A 19,206-nucleotide genomic window follows, 5' to 3' on the forward strand; every position below is an offset into this window, starting at 1 on the left:
GAATCACGAAACCCCGATGGATGCGAGGTTCTTCGAACCGTCCAGCTTGCGGAAAGTAAGCCAAGCCCGCGTCAACTGGCTTTGAATCAGTCCAGCCATAGGACAGGAGCGTGTCGATTCCGCCATATAGAAGCCAGGCCTCACTACATTGATTGGCATCGACACTGGATACGACCGCATCCTCGTGGTTCCCGCGCAAACAGTGCCGTTTCCAGCCGGCAGGCACTGTCGCGTCGTCCATCAGAAATTCGATGATCTGCCGGCTTTGAGGGCCGCGGTCGACATAGTCGCCGAGTTGGACGATCACCCCAGGCGTTCCATTCGCGCGATCGCTGATGGCCATATATGCCTCCAAGAGCAGATCGAAACGTCCGTGGAGGTCAGCAATTGCGTAAGTCTTCAAAACTGCCTCGTTTTAGATCATCAGACGATTGTCTGCATTCGAGGCCGCCTATGGCCCGGTCGGCGTGGTTGCGTCCCAGCTGTGACATTACAGGCCTGGCCTCGTCAAAACGCAAATTCGAGCGCTCGACTTAAAGGTTTTGCGGTGAATTTCTGGCAGGGTTGCCTGAGTTTAGGGGAGTACAGCTTGGCTTTAACCAGCGCGAAAATCTGGCGGCCTAAATGGTACCGGCGGACGGGATGGAGCTTGGCTGCGTTCGGCGTCCTCGCTGGATTTGCGCTGACAACGGCCGCGACGGATCGAAGCTGGCTGACTGCCGTCGTGGCTTCCAGCTTGCCCCGCTCCCGGGCGGTCGATGTCGCTCGGCCCGGTACGTCTTCCGATCAGGTCTCCAAAACCTCGGTAGCGTTCTTCAAATGCAGCTCAACGAGCTCGTCAAACTGCGTAATCGACGGCGACACCTTTTGGTATCAGAGCGAGAAAATACGCATCGCCGACATCGATGCGCCGGAGACCGGCGGCGCCAGGTGCTACGGCGAGGCGCAGCTGGGGGCGCGTGCAACTGACAGGTTGGCGGAACTGCTCAGTCGCGGCGCGTTCGAACTCAGACCATATGCCAGCCGAGATCGGGATCAATACGGACGGCTTCTGCGTGTCGTGAAGCGAAACGGCGCTTCCATCGGACAGATGCTCGTCACCGAGGGCTTGGCGCGACGATGGGAAGGTCGCCGACGGCCTTGGTGTTAGTGAACCGTAGTCATCGCGCCGTTGTCGCGCGGTTGTCGCTTGAACGAAGCGCGGCCTTCACGACACCCCAGATCTGTGTCGCGAAGCCCGCCGATGCGTTGCCATCAACGCTGTAAACTGGCGACCGACATCGAAGTTCAGGCCGCTTGATCGATCAAGTGTGATCAATTCGATCGTCTGCCCTGGGAGTATCGAGGTGCAGCTTGCTGCGGTCGCGGCGCAAACTGGCCATTACAATCCACAGAAATAGATCGAGCGTGGTGAATCGTCGCGAGCCAATCTGACGGAAGAAGGCGTTCGTATTCGGATTATCAAAAAGCAAAAGGAAATAGTCCCATGCGCGGCGAACCACAGGACGATCATCGGAGGACTGGCGCTCTTCTCATCGTCGATGACGACCATGCCTACGCGACGCGCCTGGCGCGCGCGATGGCCGATCGTGGTTATGATGTCACAACGGCAACAACTGTAACAGACGGACGTGACGCGATCGATCTGGAACCCCCAGAATTCGCGATTTTCGATCTTCGGATCGGGAGTGGTAACGGGATCGAGCTTCTAGAGCATCTCATTGAACGGAGATCAGATGCCCGGGCGATCATGGTTTCGGGATACGCCAATCTGCCTACCACTGTGTCGGCGATCAAGCTTGGGGCATTCGATTACCTGGCAAAGCCTGCAGACGCTGACGAGATTGATCATGCGCTGCAGGCACAGGGCGAGCGGCCACCTGCACCAGAGCACCCGATGTCGCCCGGTGCCGTGCGTCAGGAGCACATCTTAAGTGTTTACGAGCGCTCGAACCATAATGTGTCCGAGACGGCGAGGCGATTGGGCATGCATCGGCGCACCCTGCAGCGCATTTTCACCAAGCATGGCGTAAATTCGGCTTGATCGAAAGACAGGCCGTCAAAATCGCGGAATGAATTGGTTTTAACCGCACCGGGTTTCCCGGAGGCTCCGACTCCTGAGTATCCGTGTTGGTCAAGCACGGGTCGCAGTCAATTGACGGCCGTCGCGTCAAACGGCGGTAGCAGAGGGCAGCCGTCGTCGATGAGGAGCTGCCGCTGTGCGTGCAGTACTACGCCAAGTGCGCGATCGGCGTCCGTGACGCCTTCCAGCGGGACATAGCAGTCGCTGCGGAGCGACCAGTCGGGCTCGAAGACGGGCGGCTCAGTGTAGTGGGCCTCCACTTCATGTCTGCGCTCGATCAGGACAGTGCTGATTTCATGATCGATGTGCCCATTCATGGGGAGCAGAGCCGGAATCAGCGTGCGGCAGGCTGCGGGCGTGATCAGATAGGCGAATGTCCCGTTGAAGAAGTAGATCCGCGCCAGTTCCGAGCTTTGGGGCCTCTCGGCCATGCCATTCATGATGGCGCGGCCGAGAAAAACAAGACCGGCCTTGGGCGAGATGGCGCCAAGGACATTACGGAATCGGTTCGCATCGAAACTCGCGGCCGGGTTGGCATCGTCTTCTAAGACCAGCAGCCGCGGCATCTTGTTGGCGATCATCCACTGCCACGTGGCGATGTGCGATAGGAAACAGCCGATCGCGGGCCGCGTGAGTGTGAAATGGCTCTGTGGGGCTGCTTCGATCTGTGCGGCCGGTTGGTTCAACAGGGGTGTAATGGCCTCCAACGATAACCGGGCGCCCTCGACCGCTGGCACCTTTATCAGTTTGTTCAGTCCAATAGCGGCCATGCGCTTCGAGATGGCGTTCCACTTGTCCGTTCGATGCGGAAGATTGATCACAGCGACGGCCAGGTCGACGCCAACCGCCTGAGCACTGTCCCCATCGAACGCGATGTCCGGTTTGGGAACGAGCTGCAGCAGAGAGTCCATGTCTTGTTCGGTACGAATCGGACAACAGCCCTCTTTTGATCGTCGTCATCGGACATTTCAGCGCGCAGACGTCCGCCTGTCACTGGAAAAAGAACGAAATGTACTCACCTTTCTGGATCACTTCGAATTTGCGGCCCGCGATGGCTGTGAACAGGGTCCGGCTGGTGCCCTGCCCAGGGAACAGCCAATCATGCGTCTCCGCAATGAGCAGATCGGTGCGATCGAGCCAGCCCGTGTTCGAACGGAACAAGGTGTCTTCGCCACCCTCGATGTCGACCTTGACGATGAGATTGCGCGTGGCGCCATGCCGCCGCATGAGGCCGTCGATGGTGACGGCGGCGATTGCGCTTTGCGCGCCGGCCTCGGCCTCCTGCACCCGATAGGCGAACTTTTCGGCATGGGGGTCTACCAACTCGAGTCCGGTTTCCCGGTCGTACACGGCGGCTTCGACGATCTCGATCAGGGGATTGTGCTGCGTGTTCTTGCGCGCAAGCTGCGCGTTGTCTCGCGCGGGCTCGATGCCGACGATCCGCGCTGCCGGCAAATGCAATGCGAAGTAGAGTGTGCTGAGCCCGATATTGGCGCCGCAATCGACGACGAGCGGGGTCTCGCCGGAGGTGATCAGCCGGTCATAGGCCGCGCGGATCCAGGCGAATTGTGGGGCGGTGCTGATGTTGAATTCTTCCGTGCGGAAGATCTGCTCGAAGACCGCGTAGTCGCTGGTGCCGTCGCGGATCCATACCGGGCCGATGCCATCAACGTCAATTTGTCGTAGAGCCGGGGCGATCTCGGTCATGCGTTTGCTCGTCAAGTTCGGAGGCGGCGGGAACGCTATCGGCAGAATGCCGGAGTTGGGCGACCTGTGAGTAGACGCCGAACAACGGCTACGACCCTACTGCGCTACCGTACCGTCCCCACGTACTCCAAATTGGGGGTTCGCCGCAGCTCCGTGCGCGGGCGCGCGAGAAAATCATTGAGCGGTGGGCGTGAGGGTGGTCACATGGCTACGTCGCTCTAAGCCTGGGACCGCGTGATGTATTCTGAAGATCAGACCGATCCGCCCCGCGATGAGGCGCATTTCTGGCAGATGATGAAGGACAACTTCGAGGAGGCGAAATTCATCCTTTCGCTCCCGCTGCAGACCCGGGAAGAGGCGCTGAGCGGCGATGAGCACGAAGTGCACGAGCCTGCGTCCTGTCTTTTTATACCTTATCGGGCTTCCTCGGAGGGCAATGATCAGCGAGAGTACTTCTATGATCTTGGAAACGCTCAGATTCCGCGATTGGAGAGGCTCTTTCGAGAGCGTCAATTAAACTTAGATTTTGTCCAAGCATGGGGTGTGCTGATGTGCGCCTTGGGTCACACGCTGAATTTCGTCATGGACGGCAGCAAACTTCTCGAAACTGAGCGGGCGGCCGCGGCCAGCGCTCGGAAGCGGTCGCTTATCGACCAACGAAGGTGGTTAGCGCATATCTTGCTGCCCCACGCCGACGGGCACGCTAAACGGGATAGGGCCGAGGAATTCGCTGTCGAGCAGATTGAGCGGCTGATCGAACAAAAGGGGGTGGGCGGATTTCCGCCGGAATGGTTTGCTGCACTGCTTGCCGATAAGCGCAACAAAGCGGGCAAAAAATCGCACCTCAAGACCTCATTTCAGCAGAGAAAGTTCAGCGTGAAGGAGATGAAAAAGTTGGTCCAAGCTGGGGCCGACGGCCTGCCTCCAACCCAGAATCTTTTCACCTGAGCGGTAAGCGGTGGAGATGCAGCGGTCCCGCTAGTGCAAGGTCGTCTCGTCAGGGCAACAACGCCCACAAGTGGAGACGAGACATGCAACAAATCTACGAGAAGCGAACTGATCGGCTGATCACGTATAAGCAAGCGGCTGAAGCGATCGGATTGCCTTACTTCAAGATTCAGAGAGCAGCGGCGCGTGGTGTCATTCCGACATACTCTATCCTGAATGGCCGCAAGTACGTCAAACTTCGCGATATCGAAGCGCTGATTCAGGCAAACCACTAACTCTCCTTTAAACCACACCCTATCGACGCGGGATGAATCGATCTCGTGATCGAGGAACTATGCCCGAAAGGCAATGATCATGGACGAAATTATCCAGAACCCCGAAGATCACATGACAGTAGAAGAACTGATGGCACTCCCAAGTTATGTACCGCCGATGGAGGAACGTCTGGCTAAGGCTAAGGGACGATCGGTCACCTATTACCCCGCCGGCTATGCGGTCATCGAACCTCGCGAACCGAGCGACGACCTGATCATCGTTCTCCGCGGCCGACGCTAGGTCGGAAACGACTTCGCCCGTTCATCGGGCGAAGTCTCGCCCACCGGTCGGCACAGGCCGGTCTCATTCAACCATTTGTCCGCTTTCAGCTGTCGCTCGACCGAGCGCGCAGGCGGAATCTATTGTGAAAAGAGAGCGCAAACGATGGAGACTTTTGAGCACAACACGCCGATGTCACTGGCGTTTCTAGTTGGAATGAAGCCGGCGGGCCCCTGGCATCTCGTCGCCATTGCTTATGGAGGCATGGTTCAGGCCGCGACGTTCCACAACAACGAGAAGTACCGCATGGAGACGTGGATCGAGGAGCGTCAGGACGAAGATAACCTCTATTTCCATGTGAACGAACCGTCACGCTGGAATGTGAAGGCCACCAAGCGTGACATCGAGAGCGTGCTTGCTTTCCATGTCGATGTGGACGATCCGCAAGAATTTGCGCTGCTTGACGCGTTTCCTCTCAAGCCCACCGCAACGATTTCGTCTGGCAATGGGCGGCAGGCCTTCTGGGTGCTTCGCCAGCCCTTGGCCGACATCGAACTGGCTGAGCGCATCAATCGCGCGATTGCTGATCGCTGCGGTGGCGATAATTGTCACAATGTTGATCGCATCATGCGGTTGCCGGGGAGTGTGAACATTCCCAACGCCGCAAAGGAGGCACGGGGACGCAAGCGGGTGACCGCTTGTATTCTGGAGGCGGATTGGGAGCGAGTCTACGGCTTTGAGGACTTCCTACCGTTCGACCCTGGCCCGCTCGCGCCGGCTTCGTCCCTCACCCTCCCGGCGCATGTCGCGCCGGTAGGCCTGGATGCGTTACCGTCGGCCGTCCTGCCCTCGACGCTCGCCCTCATCAAGCACGGCGATGATCTTCTCCAGCCGCGAGGTGGTGCCGATCCTCACTTCAAATCCCGAAGCGAGGCGGCGTTCCGGGTTGCTTGCGATCTCGCCCGAGCCGGTTGTTCCATCGAACTCATCGCTGGTGTGCTGCTGAACCCTGCGTTTGGGATCTCGGAGTCGATCCTCGAGAAACGGAGGCCAGAGGCCTATGCGCTTAAGCAGGCTCGGTCCGCAACGGCAGCCGAACAGGTGGGGTGGCCCGATGGCGACAAGGCCGGCAACCCGCGTGCAACGATGCGCAACGCGCGCTTGGCGCTTCAGCGCCTGGGGCTGACCTTTGCTTACGACATGTTTCGCCATCGTAAGGTCATCGGTGGCCATCTGCTTGAGGAGTACGTTGGCGAGATCAGCGACGATGCCGCCATGAAGCTGCGAGGCATTATCATGGACGAATTCGGCTTCGATCCTCGGTCCGACCACGTCCAAGATGCCATCGTCCTGTTGTGCCTGGAAGAGCCCTTGCACCCCGTGCGAGAAATGCTCGATGCCTTGAGCTGGGACGGAAAGCCGCGTCTCGACGAATGGCTCAGCCGATACATGGGGTCGGCAAACACAGAGCTGAATCGTGCCATAGGCGCCATCATGCTGATCGCTGCAGTCCGTCGCGTTCGCCAGCCCGGCGTGAAATTCGATCAGGTTGTGATTTTCGAAGGTGACCAGGGCACGGGCAAGTCCACGGCGGTAAAAATCCTTGCTGGCGAGGAATTCCATTCCGACCAGGAAATCATGTCGCTGGACCCTAAGGCCCAGCTTGAGCTGCTCGGCGGCGTCTGGATTTACGAGATTGGCGAGGTCGAGGGCATGAACAAGGCCGAGGTCAATAAGATCAAGGCGTTCGTGTCTCGACAAGTCGACCGTGCGCGCCTGCCCTACGCTCGCCATCCTGTGGCCCGTGCCCGCCAGGTCATCTTCATTGGGACGACCAATGACGACAAGTATCTGCGCGATCAGACCGGCAACCGTCGCTTTTGGCCTGTCAGAACCGGGGTTATCGACCTTGAAGGCCTCCGGGCCGATCGCGACCAGCTGATGGCTGAGGCCGCGTTCCGAGAGAGCGCAGATGAGCCAATCGCTTTGCCCGAGCGCCTTTGGGCCGTGGCGGCTATGGAGCAGGCGGAGCGTGTGGAGGACGACCCCTGGATCGATCAGATCGAGGGGGCGGCCCCTGAAATCATCGGCGACATGTTGCGCCTTTACACGACTGACCTGTTGTCCAGCACGCTTGGCATCCCCTCGGAACGGCAGAACCAAGCCCATACCAAGCGGCTCTCGTCGTTGATGCGCAAGCTTGGCTGGCGGGGCGGAAAGTTCAACGCCAAAGGAAAAACCGTCCGGGGCTACGAGAAACCAAAGCCGGCGGACTATCAGCCCCCTAAGAAAAAACAGAGTATCTCATAGGCCTGTGGCATGGTGGCGGGTGTGGCATGTCCGGTAGGCGCTGCTGGTAGCATAGCGGGATTTCTCCAGATCTGCGGCGTAGGTGCACCCGCCAGGCGGCGGGCCATGCCACACCTGCCACCCACGCCACCCACCGCGATTTCAACCTCGGCGAGGCAATAATGCGATGTATCGCAAGCCCCGCCGAGACGGCATTCGAGGCGTTCGCAAGATATCGTGGTTACGCCTCTGGTTACATCCCAATACGTTCGATATAGTCCCTGGCTCCATGACTACTTGTTCTGGTTCCAGTGCTGTGATTTTCTGAGCGTTTTTTCATTCTCAGGGGACGTTATGACCTTCAAAGCCAATATCACAAAGCGGATCCGCAAGCGTAAGCTTCAATCCGGCGACATCGTCAAGCAGCAGCGCTACGTGCTGAGCTATGCCGACCCGCATTCGGGCCAGCGGCGCCAGGAGTTCTTCGAGACGCTGCGCGCCGCCGAGGCGCGTCGCGCCGATCTCACCGCCAAGGTGGCGTCGGATGCCTATGTCGACGAGCGCGCGGTGCCGACCATCGGCGCTGCGATCGACCACTGGATCGCCGATCGCACCGGCAAGGTGAAGGCGAACACGCTGGTCGGCTACAAGGTCGTGGTCGAGCACATTCGCGGGCCCTATTTCGATGGCGGCGCCAAGGACAAGCTCAAATGGCGGGCCAGCGGCAAGTTGCCCAAGGGCTGCCGTCTCGTTCCCATGCTCGGCGACATCAAGACCAGCGAGCTGACCACGGCGCGCATCCGCGTCTGGCACCGCGAGCTGACGGCATTGTCGGGTCAGTACACCGCCAACCGCGCAAAGTCGCACCTGATCTCCATCCTCTCGCTTAACGAGGAGGATTTCCGGGTGAGGGCGCCGTCGATGCCGCGTGGGCTCGGTCGCAATCGCGTCAAGGTCAAGAAGGCCATCCTCGAGTCGTCGGAGATTGCCAAGCTCGTCGAGGCGGCGGGCAAGGATGCCGAGCACGGCATCTATTACGCTTTCCCGTTCCTCGCCGGCACGCGGCCCTCTGAACAGCTCGGCCTGCTCTGGGAGGACGTCGACTTCGAGGCCGGCGTCGTTCGCATCCGTCGCATTCAGGAGCGCACGGGCGAGTTGACCGGCATGACCAAGACCGAGGCCGGCATGCGCGACATCCCGATGGGGGCGATGCTGAAGGCCATGCTGCTGGAATGGCGCGTCCGTTGTCCGCGCCTCGGCAAGGAGCTGCACCGCGTCTTCCCCGGTCCCGGCCGTCTCCAGCCTTGGCCGAAGTCTGGTCGGACCGGTGGCGGCGGGCCGCTGCTCTACCAGAATTTCCGGCGCCGTTATTGGGAGCCCGCGTTTAAGGCGTTGGGCGTGTCCTATGTGACCCCGCATTCGGCGCGGCACTCTTACATCTCGACGCTGCAGTCGGAAGGCATCGAGGTCGGGCTTGTCGCCAAGTTGGCCGGCCATGCCAATGCCACCGTCACGCTCGGGCACTACACCCAGGCAGTTCGGGGCGGCGCTGCCGCCGCCGCTGCGCTGGACCGGGCCTACGCCACGGGCAGGTAGAACGCATCCGCGACGGGACAGGCGGGCCGCGCCCAAGCCCCGGCTCGCGTCGCCATCGGCGGCAAAATCTGCGTCGGGCGCAACATCACCCTGTCTCGCGCAAAATTATGCACCGCCTCTCCGCGTGGTCCAATCGGTCAACACACGGGGAGGGGGCCATGGCATACGACATGTGGCAGGAAGGCCGCAGGGTCGAGTGCGGCGTCACGATCGGCGAGGCCGCGCGCATCTGCGAGCTCAACGATGCCGACATTGAGTGGGCCATCGAGGAGCACGGCCGCTGCGATGACGACCAGGGCCGCACGATCGTCGAGGCCGGCAGCCCCGACCCCGGCCCGATCACGGAAGACATGCTGGAGTGCTGGGCGGCCGGATGAGCCCTGCAGCCCTCCACCGTCGCATCATCGCCCTCCTCGTCGAGGCGCGGCGATCGCGGCGTATCACCCAGGCCGAGCTTGGACGCCGCCTCGGGCGCTCGACCAGCTTCGTCTTCCGCGTCGAGGCCGGTGCGCGTCATCTCGACGTCGCCGAATTCATCCTGCTCGCCCGTGCAATTGGTGTCGACCCTTACGAGTTGCTGATGCAGGCAGACCAAGACGCCTAGCGCGCGTGGCCGTGCCGGCTGCCCTGGCCTGCGCACCCCGGCGCACATGCCTGCGCAGCAGCAGCGCCCGCGGACGCCGTACCCACGGGCCGGCGCAGGCCATGCCATGGTGCGCGCCTAGGTGGCAGGCCGCATGCACGCGGGGGTGCGTTCGCATCTCCCCCCATCTCCATAAGGTCAGCGTTGATGTCGAAGGGACCCGGAGACAAACGGCTATATCTCCGGGCCTCTATCTACCCGGTGTTCCGCTGCTCAGCGGCGGCGAATGCCGGCAGCTATCATATCCAATCCCTCGCTGGCGCCATCGAGCCGTTGCCGCATTTCTATCTGCTGGGCCACGGGGCGCATCGTCCGCATGCACTCGTCATGGCGCGGCGACGTTTCGCCGAAGCCCGCTTGAAAGCAGACGAGCTTGGTCTTCGCCTCGGCTGCCTGTTGGACCGTCTGGCAGCCGCCCAACGTTAACGCTGCGGCGAGGCCAAATCCCGCGATCTTGATCGACATGTTCGTTGCTCCAGCAAAAAAGCCGGAACGGAAACACGCCGAAAATCGGCGCACAATCATTGGCTCGCAGCCGTAATGACCTGGGCGTCGAGAAATTTGCGGTCAGCGGTCTCACGGACAGCATGGGCCGCGCCGGAGAGCGCAGCGTGGTGTCGGGGCTGAATCACCAGCATGAACACGACGTGAGGCGTCCGGATCGCCCAAATTTCAGCAGCCGGTTCAGTCACGCGTAAGAGATTCTCGGCAGTCTCTCGGATAAAGGCATCATGCGGCTTCATCGGGAAGTGCTGGTAGATCAGCATCGAATGCCCGGCGCGATAAGCGGCAGCGAGTTCGTCGAGATAGACATATTTCGACGATTTCTTCCGGCCCATAGCGATCGACTTCACCTCGATGCCGTTGTCAGGGTCGAAGAAGATCAGATCCGTCTGTGCTAAGGCGGCACTGGCGCGCCGGAACCAAAGCTGCCGCTCGACCAACTGCTCGGGTACGATCTCGTTGAAGAACACGGCATCGGTCAGCGCACCGCTTGTCTCGACCGTCATCAGCCGCTGGCCCCGGGGCGCCTCGCGGAGACGTGTCAGAACGGCAAACATCTCCGGATCGTGCTGTTCCTGCTTCGGCTGATCGAGATATCCGAGCTTGTTACCGTGGCCGCTATGATCGTCCGGCGTGAGCATCCAGCAGACGCCGAGCTTCAGGCCTGACCGGCCCAGCAGCCTCAGCAGCGCGTATTTTCGGTAGTCGTTGACGTCCCCGACATACTGCTCCTTCACGCGCCATCCCCCGAATCGCCGAACCGGGTGGCAGCATGCGATAATACCCTATTTTGGGGTATTCGAAATTCGGGTTTCTTTGGAGCGCCGGTCCACTCTCATTGGGCGCCGGCCTTGGCTTCAACCCGCTCCGAACTCTACCAAACCTTGCTCGTGGCGCTCATCGCCGCGCGGAAAGATGCCGGCATGACACAAGTCGAGCTGGCTGAGCGCATCGGGCAGCGGCAGACCTTCGTGTCGAAGTACGAAAAGGGCGAGCGGCGCCTCGACGTGGCAGAATACATCGAGATAGCGCGGGCGATCGGGGTGGAGCCGTACGCGACGATGCAGCGGGCGGAACATTCTAATTTTAGATTTTGACCTTCCCTGCCCATACCGACGTCCGCTTCCGGGCAATGGGATCGAATTAGAGCTCAAGTGCCAGTTTGGCCCGTTGCTGAGGAGGTGATTGCCCGCTGCTGGCGATTTCGATTGGCCTACGCGATGTCACGTGACGGCAGAATGCTGCTGGTTGAATTGCTGGCACCGCCTGCTCTATCAGCGATCCGGCTTGCTGCGCCTAGCAACAAAGCTGATTATCGCTTCCGAACGAAGGCAGGCATATCGGCAGCCGTGGACTGTGCGACATTTGGGGCGGCAATGTTGATCTGGTACAGGCATGGCTAAATCACTCGAACGCCCGCGCGTAGGCGGTGGCGGAGCGGCCACTAGCGCGGGCATCCTGTTTGAGCAGAAACTGGGAGCGCTATTTGGCGCGTGGATGTTGGCGGGACGCCGACTTGATCCTCGCTTCACACTTGGCGACACCACGGCCGCATGGATACGCTTCGAGACCGAAGCACCTGTTGACGACATCTTGATCGCCACCAGCGCGGGCGGTTTCATCGCTGTCCAGGCTAAGACGACCGCTTCGCTGTCGCCCGACCTTCGTAGTCCATTTGGCAAAACGGTTACACAGTTCGTTCGTCACTGGCTGGCGTGCCGCGACGGAAACGGCAAACAGCACTGGAATCGCCCGCTCAACCCCGACCTCGACAGGCTCGTCCTCGCAATCGGCCCCGGTTCTCCCGCCGGTCTTCGTGAAGATCTTGCGGCCGCCCTTCGATTGCGTGCGCAGCCAGGGCGTGGCGCTCTAACGATTGCTCAGCAGCGCGCCTATGATCTCTTCGCTGGCTGCGTCGAGCAGGCTTGGGCAGCCGCGACCGTCGAGGCGTATGACCCCGAGCTGCCCGAGCACCTTGCCTCACTTATCACCATTTTCGTGTTCGATCCCAACGACGTGGGCCGGCGTGCCGTCCTCGACAGTCTTGAAGACGCACTAGACGTGGGTGCCGATCCCGGCACGGCTCTGACCGCACTTGAGTCCGTCAGCGGCGAGTTGATGGCGGCGCGTGGCGGCGCGGACCGGCCGACGTTGCGCCAGGCGTTGCTGAGCCAGGGCGTCGCGCTGTCCGCACCGCCCAATTACGAGCGTGATATCGCGGCCCTGCGCGCACACAGCGACGCAGTCGCCGACTCGCTGCGACGATATGAGGTGATCGAGGCTACCTACGGCAATGCCATCTCGGTGGACCGGGAATGCCAACCCGCCATCGAGGCGGCTGCACGCGAAGGCTCGCTCCTGATCGTAGGCGAGCCGGGCGCAGGAAAGAGTGGCGTACTCAATGCTCTGGCGCGCAATCTGCGCGAGGCGGGCAACGATGTCCTCGAACTCGCGGTCGATCGCCATTCGGTGGAGACACTTGAGGGGCTAAGCCGGGAACTAAAACTGCACCATGGCATCCTTGATGTCCTTGATGCGTGGGACGGAGCACAGCCAGGATGGCTGGTGATCGATGCGCTTGATGCCACGCGCGGTGGCAAGGGTGAAGGTGTTTTTCGCAGCCTCATCGAGCAAGTGCTCGAACGGAAAGGGCGCTGGCGCGTCATCGCATCAATCCGGACGTTCGATTTGCGTATGGGCCAGCAGTTCCGATCGCTCTTCAAGGGGACGCCGCCGGTCGAGGGGCTTCAGGAGCCGGGCTTAGCCAGCGTGCGCCATGTTAAGGTGCCGGCATGGTCGCAGACTGAGTTCGCTCGCTTGCTCGATGCGGCACCGGCATTGGCGAAGGCGCTGGCACCTGCACCAGAGGCGCTGCGCGACCTTGCGATCGTGCCTTTCAATACGCGGCTATTGAGCGACTTGATCAAGGAAGGCCTCGTCAGCACAGATTTTTCGCATATTGGTTCGCAGGCGCAATTGCTCCAGCTCTACTGGAGCTACCGCGTGGAGCGACGGGGCGCGCGTGGACGGGCATGCATCACTCGCATCGCAACGGCCATGGTCGATGCGAGGGCGCTGCGCGCACCGGTTGCGACCGCCGCTAGTTCGGATCCCGAGATGATCGATTTGCTTGCCAGCGAGGGAGTAATCATCGTCGTCGACAACGGCCGGTGGGTCCAGTTTCGGCATCATCTCCTGTTCGATTTCGCCGCGGCGCGCATGCTCATCGATCCCGAGAAACTTGTCGACGGGACGTTGCGCTTTGCAAAGGAGCAAGGCCGCGGCCTGATGCTCGCTCCGGCACTGTCTTTCGTATTACGCGAGATCTGGGAACGCGAATTAGACCGGACCGATTTCTGGAGCGCAGCGGCGATCATCCTCGCCGATCAGGATAGTGATCCGGTAATCCGAAGCGCGACTGGCCGCATCTGCGCGGAGTATCCCAAAGCGGTGGGCGACCTGACCATCCTTGCAGACCGCGTCGTGGCGGGTGACGCTAAGGCGGCCAAGGCGTTCATGCACGCTGTCGGTGCATTCGCCATCCGGCTCGAGGATCACCCAGACGCAGAGCTCACGCCTTGGGTAAATCTCCTGCGCGATTTGTCCGCCAACGTATCGCCCGTCGCTAGTACAGTGCGCTTTTTGTTATTTAAGCTGGTCACGATCGTTCTCGACGATGCCGGCCGCGCCTACCTCGGTAAGGCCGCGCGCGCATTGTTCGACTATGCCGCGGGACTGGAAGGCGATCGCAATATGATGGCATCGGCGATCGATCTCGTCGCCGACACTTTCGCCACCAACCCCTCCAAGTCGCGGCAATTGCTCGTCAAAATATTCGAACCGCAGCGCCTCGCCTCGCGTGGCTGGGATGAGGTGCCGGCACTTTGTCGCAAGATTAGGTCTATTGCTGCGGTTGACGCAGACTTTGCGGCCTTGATCTACCGGGAAACCTACGGCTTCGACGTTACAGAGAGCCATGAAACTCGCATGGGCGACAGCCAGATACTGTCGCTGACCTCCAACGCCGGTCAGGACTATGACATGGCGCGCTACGCGTTGGGTGAGTTTGTGCCGACATTTCTGGCCGACCATCCCAATGCTGCTGTCGCCGCGATCGTATTCGCCTGCGATGCCTTTGTCGCGCGCAAGCACCCACCATCGCCGGACTTGAAAGATGTCAGGTTTGAAATTGATGGCAGGGCGATCCGCTTGCGCGAGGATCGAAGCCACATATGGGCACATGATCCCGACAGCACGTATGGGCATGAGGGTGAGTCGCTTGTGCGCAAGCTGCTCGACTATCTGCGTGCCGTAGATGGCGGAGCCGCAGCCCAACTTGTTGATCGTATTATTGACACGGCTAGCCTGGCGATCTTCTGGTCACGGATGTTCATGGCAGCGGCTGAGCGGGACGATGTGCTGGTCGATCGGCTGCTGCCTTTTGCGATGGCACAGCCCTTCCTGATGAGCGCCGATACGCGCAAGGACGCAATAGATTTGATTGCCAAGGGCTATGCCCGACTTCCGCATGCAAGTCGGGTTGCCTTCGAACGCTCGGTGGAAACGTTCAATTTTTCCAAGTATGCTAGTCCAGAGACTGCTCGGCAGTCGTTCCTACGGCGTCTGTTCAGTGCGGTCGGCGCGACCGATCTGGCGACCGAGGCGGCAAGAAGCGTGCTTCCAAACGCCGTCGACCAGCTTGCGGCCGATGATGTCGCGAACGAGCGGCCATTCGCCGTTCGGACCTACAGCCACGCACCTGCGCCGTTCCACTGGATCGAGGACCTCAAGCATGACTCGCCGGTTGAGCGGAGCCTGATGGAGGCCATTGCCACCACCAAGGAAGTACTTGGTCTCGACGGCGCGACGCATGACGGATCAACGCTTTCGCTTGAGCAAATATTAGCAGCGTTGGTAGCACTGAGCGAAGCGATTGACCGCCAGCACCATCACGAGGGCTTGGTCGTCTATGCAGAGGGCGTTATCGCCGAAGGCCTGGGCCGGATCATGTCACGCACATTGGCTCCGCGGGTGGAGGATGTGCCGGCGACCGAGCAGACGCTTTCCTTGCTCGCTATGGTCGCTGACTCCGAGGGGCCGACGCTCGATGCAGACACCGAGCGCAATTTCGAACAGGGACCATCGTGGAGCTCGCCCGCACCTAGGGTCGAGGGGGGGGCGGCGCTGCTCGACCTCACGCTCCAGCGCCCCGATCTCTATCCCTTGCTCGAACGATCCATCGACCAGCTACTTGCTGATCCCCACCCGGCGGTCAGGCTTCAGACAGGCCTGCGTTTGGTTAGAATCTGGGATCGCGATCGTGAAGGGTTTTGGCGCCGACTCGCCGGACGCCTCGGGCAAGAAACCAATCTGAGCGTTATCGAGCATCTCACAAAGGGGGTGCTTAGCCGTGTATTGCATGCTGATCCAGTCCGAATGGAACTGCTTGCTCTCGCTCTGCTCGACCGCTTCCCCGAAAATCCCAAACGCCAAGCCCGATTACGAGAAGCTCTTGCTGGCGAATTTACGGTGCTTTGGATCCGCTACGGATGCGAGGCTTCGTATGGCATCACGCAACGGTGGATTGGTGACGTCGTTTATCATCATCCCGAACTTATCCATGTTCTCGCCACGATGCGCGGCGCTTTCGTGGCGGGTCTGACTGCCGAGCCTAAGGTGTACGACCATGAATTGCGCCAACGAGCCCTGAATCTCGCGTTGCAGATCGTCGAAGCGGCCAGTGAAGGGCTGCGCGCGCACTTTGAGCTGGGCGGCTCCACGCCCGAACAGCTTGAGGCTGCACGCAACCACGCGCAGCTGCTCGACGCTGCGTGCCGCGAACTTTATTTTGCGACTGGTGCTGGTCACGACAGCTCGCAGTCGAGCAGGCCGATCGACGATGTGAGGCTGGGGGTGTTCTTCGCTGAGGCAGCGCCAATCCTGCATCGTATCGGCGACTGGGCGACCCCTCACACCATCTACTATCTCCTGCAACTGCTCGAGTTTCTGCTGCCGGTCGATCCAAGGCGCTCTTTCGATTTGATGGAGCACGCGCTGCGCAGTGGCGGGCGGCATAGCGGCTATCAGTTCGAGTCGCTGGGTGCAGACCTACTCGTGCGGCTCGTCGGAGTGTTCCTAGCCGATCACAAGGAACTCTTCGAGGACGAACAGCGCCGGGTTGCGCTTATCGACTGCCTAGAAATATTCATGGACGCTGGCTGGCCCGCCGCCCGCCGGCTCTTGTACCGCCTGCCAGAACTGATCCAATGAATGCTGGACTCAGCGAAAATGACTTCCGGCTGGGCCTCGCGGCACTTGTCGACGGCCTCGTCCGTGAACAGGCACCTGAGGCATATTTGGGCGCAGGCGAGCTTGTGCTTCATGAGCATGACACGCGCATCTTTTTCTTCGATCGGCTGCTGAGCCTTCTCGGCTGGCGATTGGGCCTCGGCGGCGACGTTGCCGAGGAGGCGCGGGTAAAGGCCGACACGACCCGGTTCGTCGACTATCTCGGTATCAATCGCGAAACACGCGCACCGACGCTCATCGTCGAGGCCAAGGCATGGGACAAGCCCTTCATCACCGGCATCAGCCGCAACAGATCGCTGACGCATTCCGCTCTGATCGTCACCGCAATTGAGCATATCCGCAACGGCGGCGATCGTGCGTCGGCCCCGGTCGTGGGCGAGTGGCACGATTATCTGACGCAGGTGGCGGGGTATGTCATCGGCTTCAAAGAGCGCTACGGCCATGAAGTGCCGTGCGCGGTGCTCGCCAGTGGGCGCTGGCTGCTGATATTTACCAACCCGATCGTGACCTTCACCGAGGGGCCAGTTAACGACACCCAGTTCAAGGTTTTCTTTCTACAAGACTACGTCGCTGCCGCGCACCTTATATATGGCCTTCTTGCGCAGTCACGGCTCGCACCGGTCGCGCCGCTACGCCTTCGGTCGGCCCAGCTGGGGCATTATGTGGCAGCGGCCAAAACCGATGCCGCGTTCCACGCCTTGCTCGTCCGCTACGAGAAGAGCGGAGCAACCCTATTCGCGCCACAGCCGCGCATTCTTGTCTATCCCGCGATGCTTGTGCAACGCGAAGACGGCACACTTTTTACCATCATCGATGATGAGGAGCCGATCGTAATGGATGTTGACCGCGTTGAGGATGGGCATGACAGTATCGCCGCACACCTCGAGCGCGTTACCGAGGGGGCCCAGCGCTTATTAGCGCGCTGTGCTGCCGAGTTAGGCGGCGACCTTACTGTGTTTGATCTTTGCGATTTTGACGGTTGGCCGGACTTGCCCGACCCGCTCGGTGGTGGCGGTCTGCCACTTGGTCGCCCTACCAAAAAATTTGTAAAACCACTCCGCGATGCCCCGGATCAGTGGCTCGTCGCGACGGGCGCGCGATCGCACTATTTACTGGCAGAGCCACGGGTTGTGTGCCGGTTTCACGCTTGGTCGGAGTGCCGGACGGTTCGTCAGGCGATCGGAACGTCGTCAATCAATTCACGCGCTACGGAGTCGCCACGCGCTTTTTTTGTCGATCAACAGATCTATCACTGTGCCAATCAAGATATTCAAGACCGGCGAGTGGGGCGCTGCCATATTGCGCCGATCGACCTGCGCACCTGTTGCAGCGCCTGCGGATTCCAAGAGGCTTGTTGGGATCCGGGTGATCTAGCTCGATTGCCATGCGGAGGGTGACGCTATCGCGCCACTTTAGGTGTGCTGCGTAGGTCCGCTTTCGGGCGGGGAGGCAGAGGGCATGATTTGTCGCAATTAACCCGTCCCATAGATCCTGCTCACTTCCATGGGTCAAACCAGATCGGCAATGCATGGCCTTCGGCGTCTTCATCCATCGGCAGGATTCGATCTACGACGATAGCCCTGCCGAGCGGTATCAGTTCCCGCGCCAGTACCTGGGCCGGGTCCAGGCCTGCGTGGGCGACTGGATTATCTATTATGAGCCACGCAAGGTTGCCGAGACGCGCGGCTATTTCGCTTTAGCTAAGGTCCAGCAGGTTATCCCTGACCGGGCCGCGCCGGACATGCTTGTCGCTGTCATCGAGCCCGGAAGCTATCTCGATTTTGCAAACCCGGTGCCGTTCACCGGTGCACAAGGCGTGATTGAGCGCGGTGTCCTGAATGATGAGGGACGCATTTCTGGTCGCGCCCAAGCGGCCGTTCGCCCACTTTCGCCGGCGGACTTCGATCGGATCACCAGCTTTGGTTTGCACGATCGCGTCCCCATGCTGCCTCGTCTCGATGAGCAAGCGGCATCGGCCGGATTTGCGGAGGAACAGGCTCCGTTCATCTACGAGCAGCCTCGCGATCGCGCCACGTTCCTTACGTCCCGGATCGTTCGCGACCGCGTGGTCCGCCAAGTCATTCTGCGTGCGTACGATGAGCGATGTGCGATCACGGGGCTCAAGCTGATCAACGGTGGCGGGCGGGCAGAGGTCGATGCGGCGCACATTCGTCCTGTCGAGGCTGATGGCCCCGACATCGTCAACAACGGCATCGCCTTGTCGGGGACAGCGCACTGGATGTTCGACCGCGGGTTGGTCAGCCTGTCCGACGACCTCGACATCATAATTTCGCGGCAGGCGAATGACCCGGATCAGATACGCGGCTTCATCAGCAAGACAGGCCGAGCGCTACCTCCGCTGCGAGCGCATGATCGGCCGCATCCCCATTTCCTGCGCTGGCATCGCGATAATTGCTTCAAACAGTGACTATTGGCGGGTTGAGATTGGAAGGGGGCGGATCTGGCAGGAGCGAGGTTGTAACCACACGGTAACCGCAGGATTTCGGGGCCCTTCGCAAATGCCTTCGGATCGCATAGCCCCAAAACGCAAAAAGCGCCGGGAAACCCGACGCTTGCGTGCCTAACCGGCCTT

General features: G+C 60.6%; 18 protein-coding genes. 13 read left to right on the plus strand and 5 right to left on the minus strand.

The features are described 5' to 3' along the window. Positions 1–343, minus strand: a 343-nt coding sequence (locus IP69_RS20030) for a metallophosphoesterase (RefSeq protein WP_248306912.1), incomplete at its 3' end; no start/stop codon positions are given. A 246-nt stretch (positions 344–589) separates the two neighbouring features. Here IP69_RS20030 and IP69_RS21575 point away from each other — a divergent pair. Next, a complete protein-coding gene (locus IP69_RS21575) occupies positions 590–1,150 on the plus strand; it encodes a thermonuclease family protein (protein WP_082359495.1) in 561 nt (186 codons plus the stop codon). Between the two features lie 336 nt (positions 1,151–1,486). Continuing rightward, the gene (locus IP69_RS20035; protein WP_054144597.1) at positions 1,487–2,044 is read left to right on the plus strand and encodes a response regulator; all 558 of its coding nucleotides are present in this window, start codon (positions 1,487–1,489) and stop codon (positions 2,042–2,044) included. A 107-nt stretch (positions 2,045–2,151) separates the two neighbouring features. On the opposite strand, the gene IP69_RS20040 is transcribed toward IP69_RS20035, so the two are convergent. Both IP69_RS20040 and IP69_RS20045 read right to left on the minus strand, forming a co-directional pair. Next, a complete protein-coding gene (locus IP69_RS20040; protein WP_054144598.1) occupies positions 2,152–2,994 on the minus strand; it encodes a glycosyltransferase family 25 protein in 843 nt (280 codons plus the stop codon). A 79-nt stretch (positions 2,995–3,073) separates the two neighbouring features. Next, positions 3,074–3,790: an FkbM family methyltransferase gene (locus IP69_RS20045; RefSeq protein ID WP_054144599.1), complete on the minus strand. Its 717-nt coding sequence runs from the start codon at positions 3,788–3,790 to the stop codon at positions 3,074–3,076. Positions 3,791–4,027: 237 nt separating this feature from the next. Here IP69_RS20045 and IP69_RS20050 point away from each other — a divergent pair, with 237 nt between their 5' ends. The 7 genes from IP69_RS20050 to IP69_RS20080 all read left to right on the plus strand — a co-directional run bounded on the left by IP69_RS20050 (position 4,028) and on the right by IP69_RS20080 (position 9,761). Beyond that, positions 4,028–4,738, plus strand: coding sequence for a hypothetical protein (locus tag IP69_RS20050; protein ID WP_054144600.1), 711 nt, complete (start codon positions 4,028–4,030; stop codon positions 4,736–4,738). Between the two features lie 83 nt (positions 4,739–4,821). Continuing rightward, complete coding sequence (locus IP69_RS20055) at positions 4,822–5,013, plus strand: hypothetical protein (protein ID WP_054144601.1); 192 nt, start codon at positions 4,822–4,824, stop codon at positions 5,011–5,013. 79 nt (positions 5,014–5,092) lie between these two features. Next, a complete protein-coding gene (locus IP69_RS20060; RefSeq protein WP_156323574.1) occupies positions 5,093–5,293 on the plus strand; it encodes a hypothetical protein in 201 nt (66 codons plus the stop codon). 144 nt (positions 5,294–5,437) lie between these two features. Next, positions 5,438–7,582, plus strand: coding sequence for a VapE domain-containing protein (locus IP69_RS20065; protein ID WP_054144603.1), 2,145 nt, complete (start codon positions 5,438–5,440; stop codon positions 7,580–7,582). A gap of 333 nt (positions 7,583–7,915) precedes the next feature. Further along, the gene (locus IP69_RS20070; RefSeq protein ID WP_054144604.1) at positions 7,916–9,157 is read left to right on the plus strand and encodes a site-specific integrase; all 1,242 of its coding nucleotides are present in this window, start codon (positions 7,916–7,918) and stop codon (positions 9,155–9,157) included. Between the two features lie 158 nt (positions 9,158–9,315). After that, the gene (locus IP69_RS20075; RefSeq protein ID WP_156323575.1) at positions 9,316–9,534 is read left to right on the plus strand and encodes a hypothetical protein; all 219 of its coding nucleotides are present in this window, start codon (positions 9,316–9,318) and stop codon (positions 9,532–9,534) included. Beyond that, positions 9,531–9,761 (plus strand): helix-turn-helix transcriptional regulator, encoded by a 231-nt coding sequence (locus IP69_RS20080; RefSeq protein WP_054144606.1) that lies wholly within the window; start codon positions 9,531–9,533, stop codon positions 9,759–9,761. Before IP69_RS20075 ends, IP69_RS20080 begins: the two co-directional genes overlap by 4 nt. A gap of 252 nt (positions 9,762–10,013) precedes the next feature. On the opposite strand, the gene IP69_RS20085 is transcribed toward IP69_RS20080, so the two are convergent. Together IP69_RS20085 and IP69_RS20090 are read right to left on the minus strand one after the other, a co-directional pair. Then, a complete protein-coding gene (locus IP69_RS20085) occupies positions 10,014–10,265 on the minus strand; it encodes a hypothetical protein (RefSeq protein WP_054144607.1) in 252 nt (83 codons plus the stop codon). Positions 10,266–10,321: 56 nt separating this feature from the next. Next, entirely contained in the window at positions 10,322–10,945 is a 624-nt protein-coding gene (locus IP69_RS20090; protein WP_156323576.1) for a hypothetical protein, read from the minus strand. A gap of 210 nt (positions 10,946–11,155) precedes the next feature. Here IP69_RS20090 and IP69_RS20095 point away from each other — a divergent pair, with 210 nt between their 5' ends. The 4 genes from IP69_RS20095 (at position 11,156) to IP69_RS20110 (ending at position 19,041) form a co-directional block, all read left to right on the plus strand. Further along, positions 11,156–11,401: a helix-turn-helix transcriptional regulator gene (locus tag IP69_RS20095; RefSeq protein WP_054144609.1), complete on the plus strand. Its 246-nt coding sequence runs from the start codon at positions 11,156–11,158 to the stop codon at positions 11,399–11,401. Between the two features lie 298 nt (positions 11,402–11,699). After that, positions 11,700–16,574, plus strand: coding sequence for an ATP-binding protein (locus IP69_RS20100; protein ID WP_054144610.1), 4,875 nt, complete (start codon positions 11,700–11,702; stop codon positions 16,572–16,574). Then, complete coding sequence (locus IP69_RS20105; protein WP_156323577.1) at positions 16,571–18,010, plus strand: hypothetical protein; 1,440 nt, start codon at positions 16,571–16,573, stop codon at positions 18,008–18,010. The genes IP69_RS20100 and IP69_RS20105 overlap by 4 nt, the downstream gene beginning before the upstream one ends. A 131-nt stretch (positions 18,011–18,141) precedes the next feature. Beyond that, on the plus strand, positions 18,142–19,041 hold the full coding sequence (locus IP69_RS20110) for an HNH endonuclease (RefSeq protein ID WP_054144611.1): 900 nt from the start codon (positions 18,142–18,144) through the stop codon (positions 19,039–19,041). The last annotated feature ends 165 nt before the right edge of the window (positions 19,042–19,206 follow it).

Origin of the sequence: Allobosea sp. AAP35 (assembly GCF_001295925.1) — a bacterium.
Classification (GTDB): domain Bacteria; phylum Pseudomonadota; class Alphaproteobacteria; order Rhizobiales; family Beijerinckiaceae; genus Allobosea.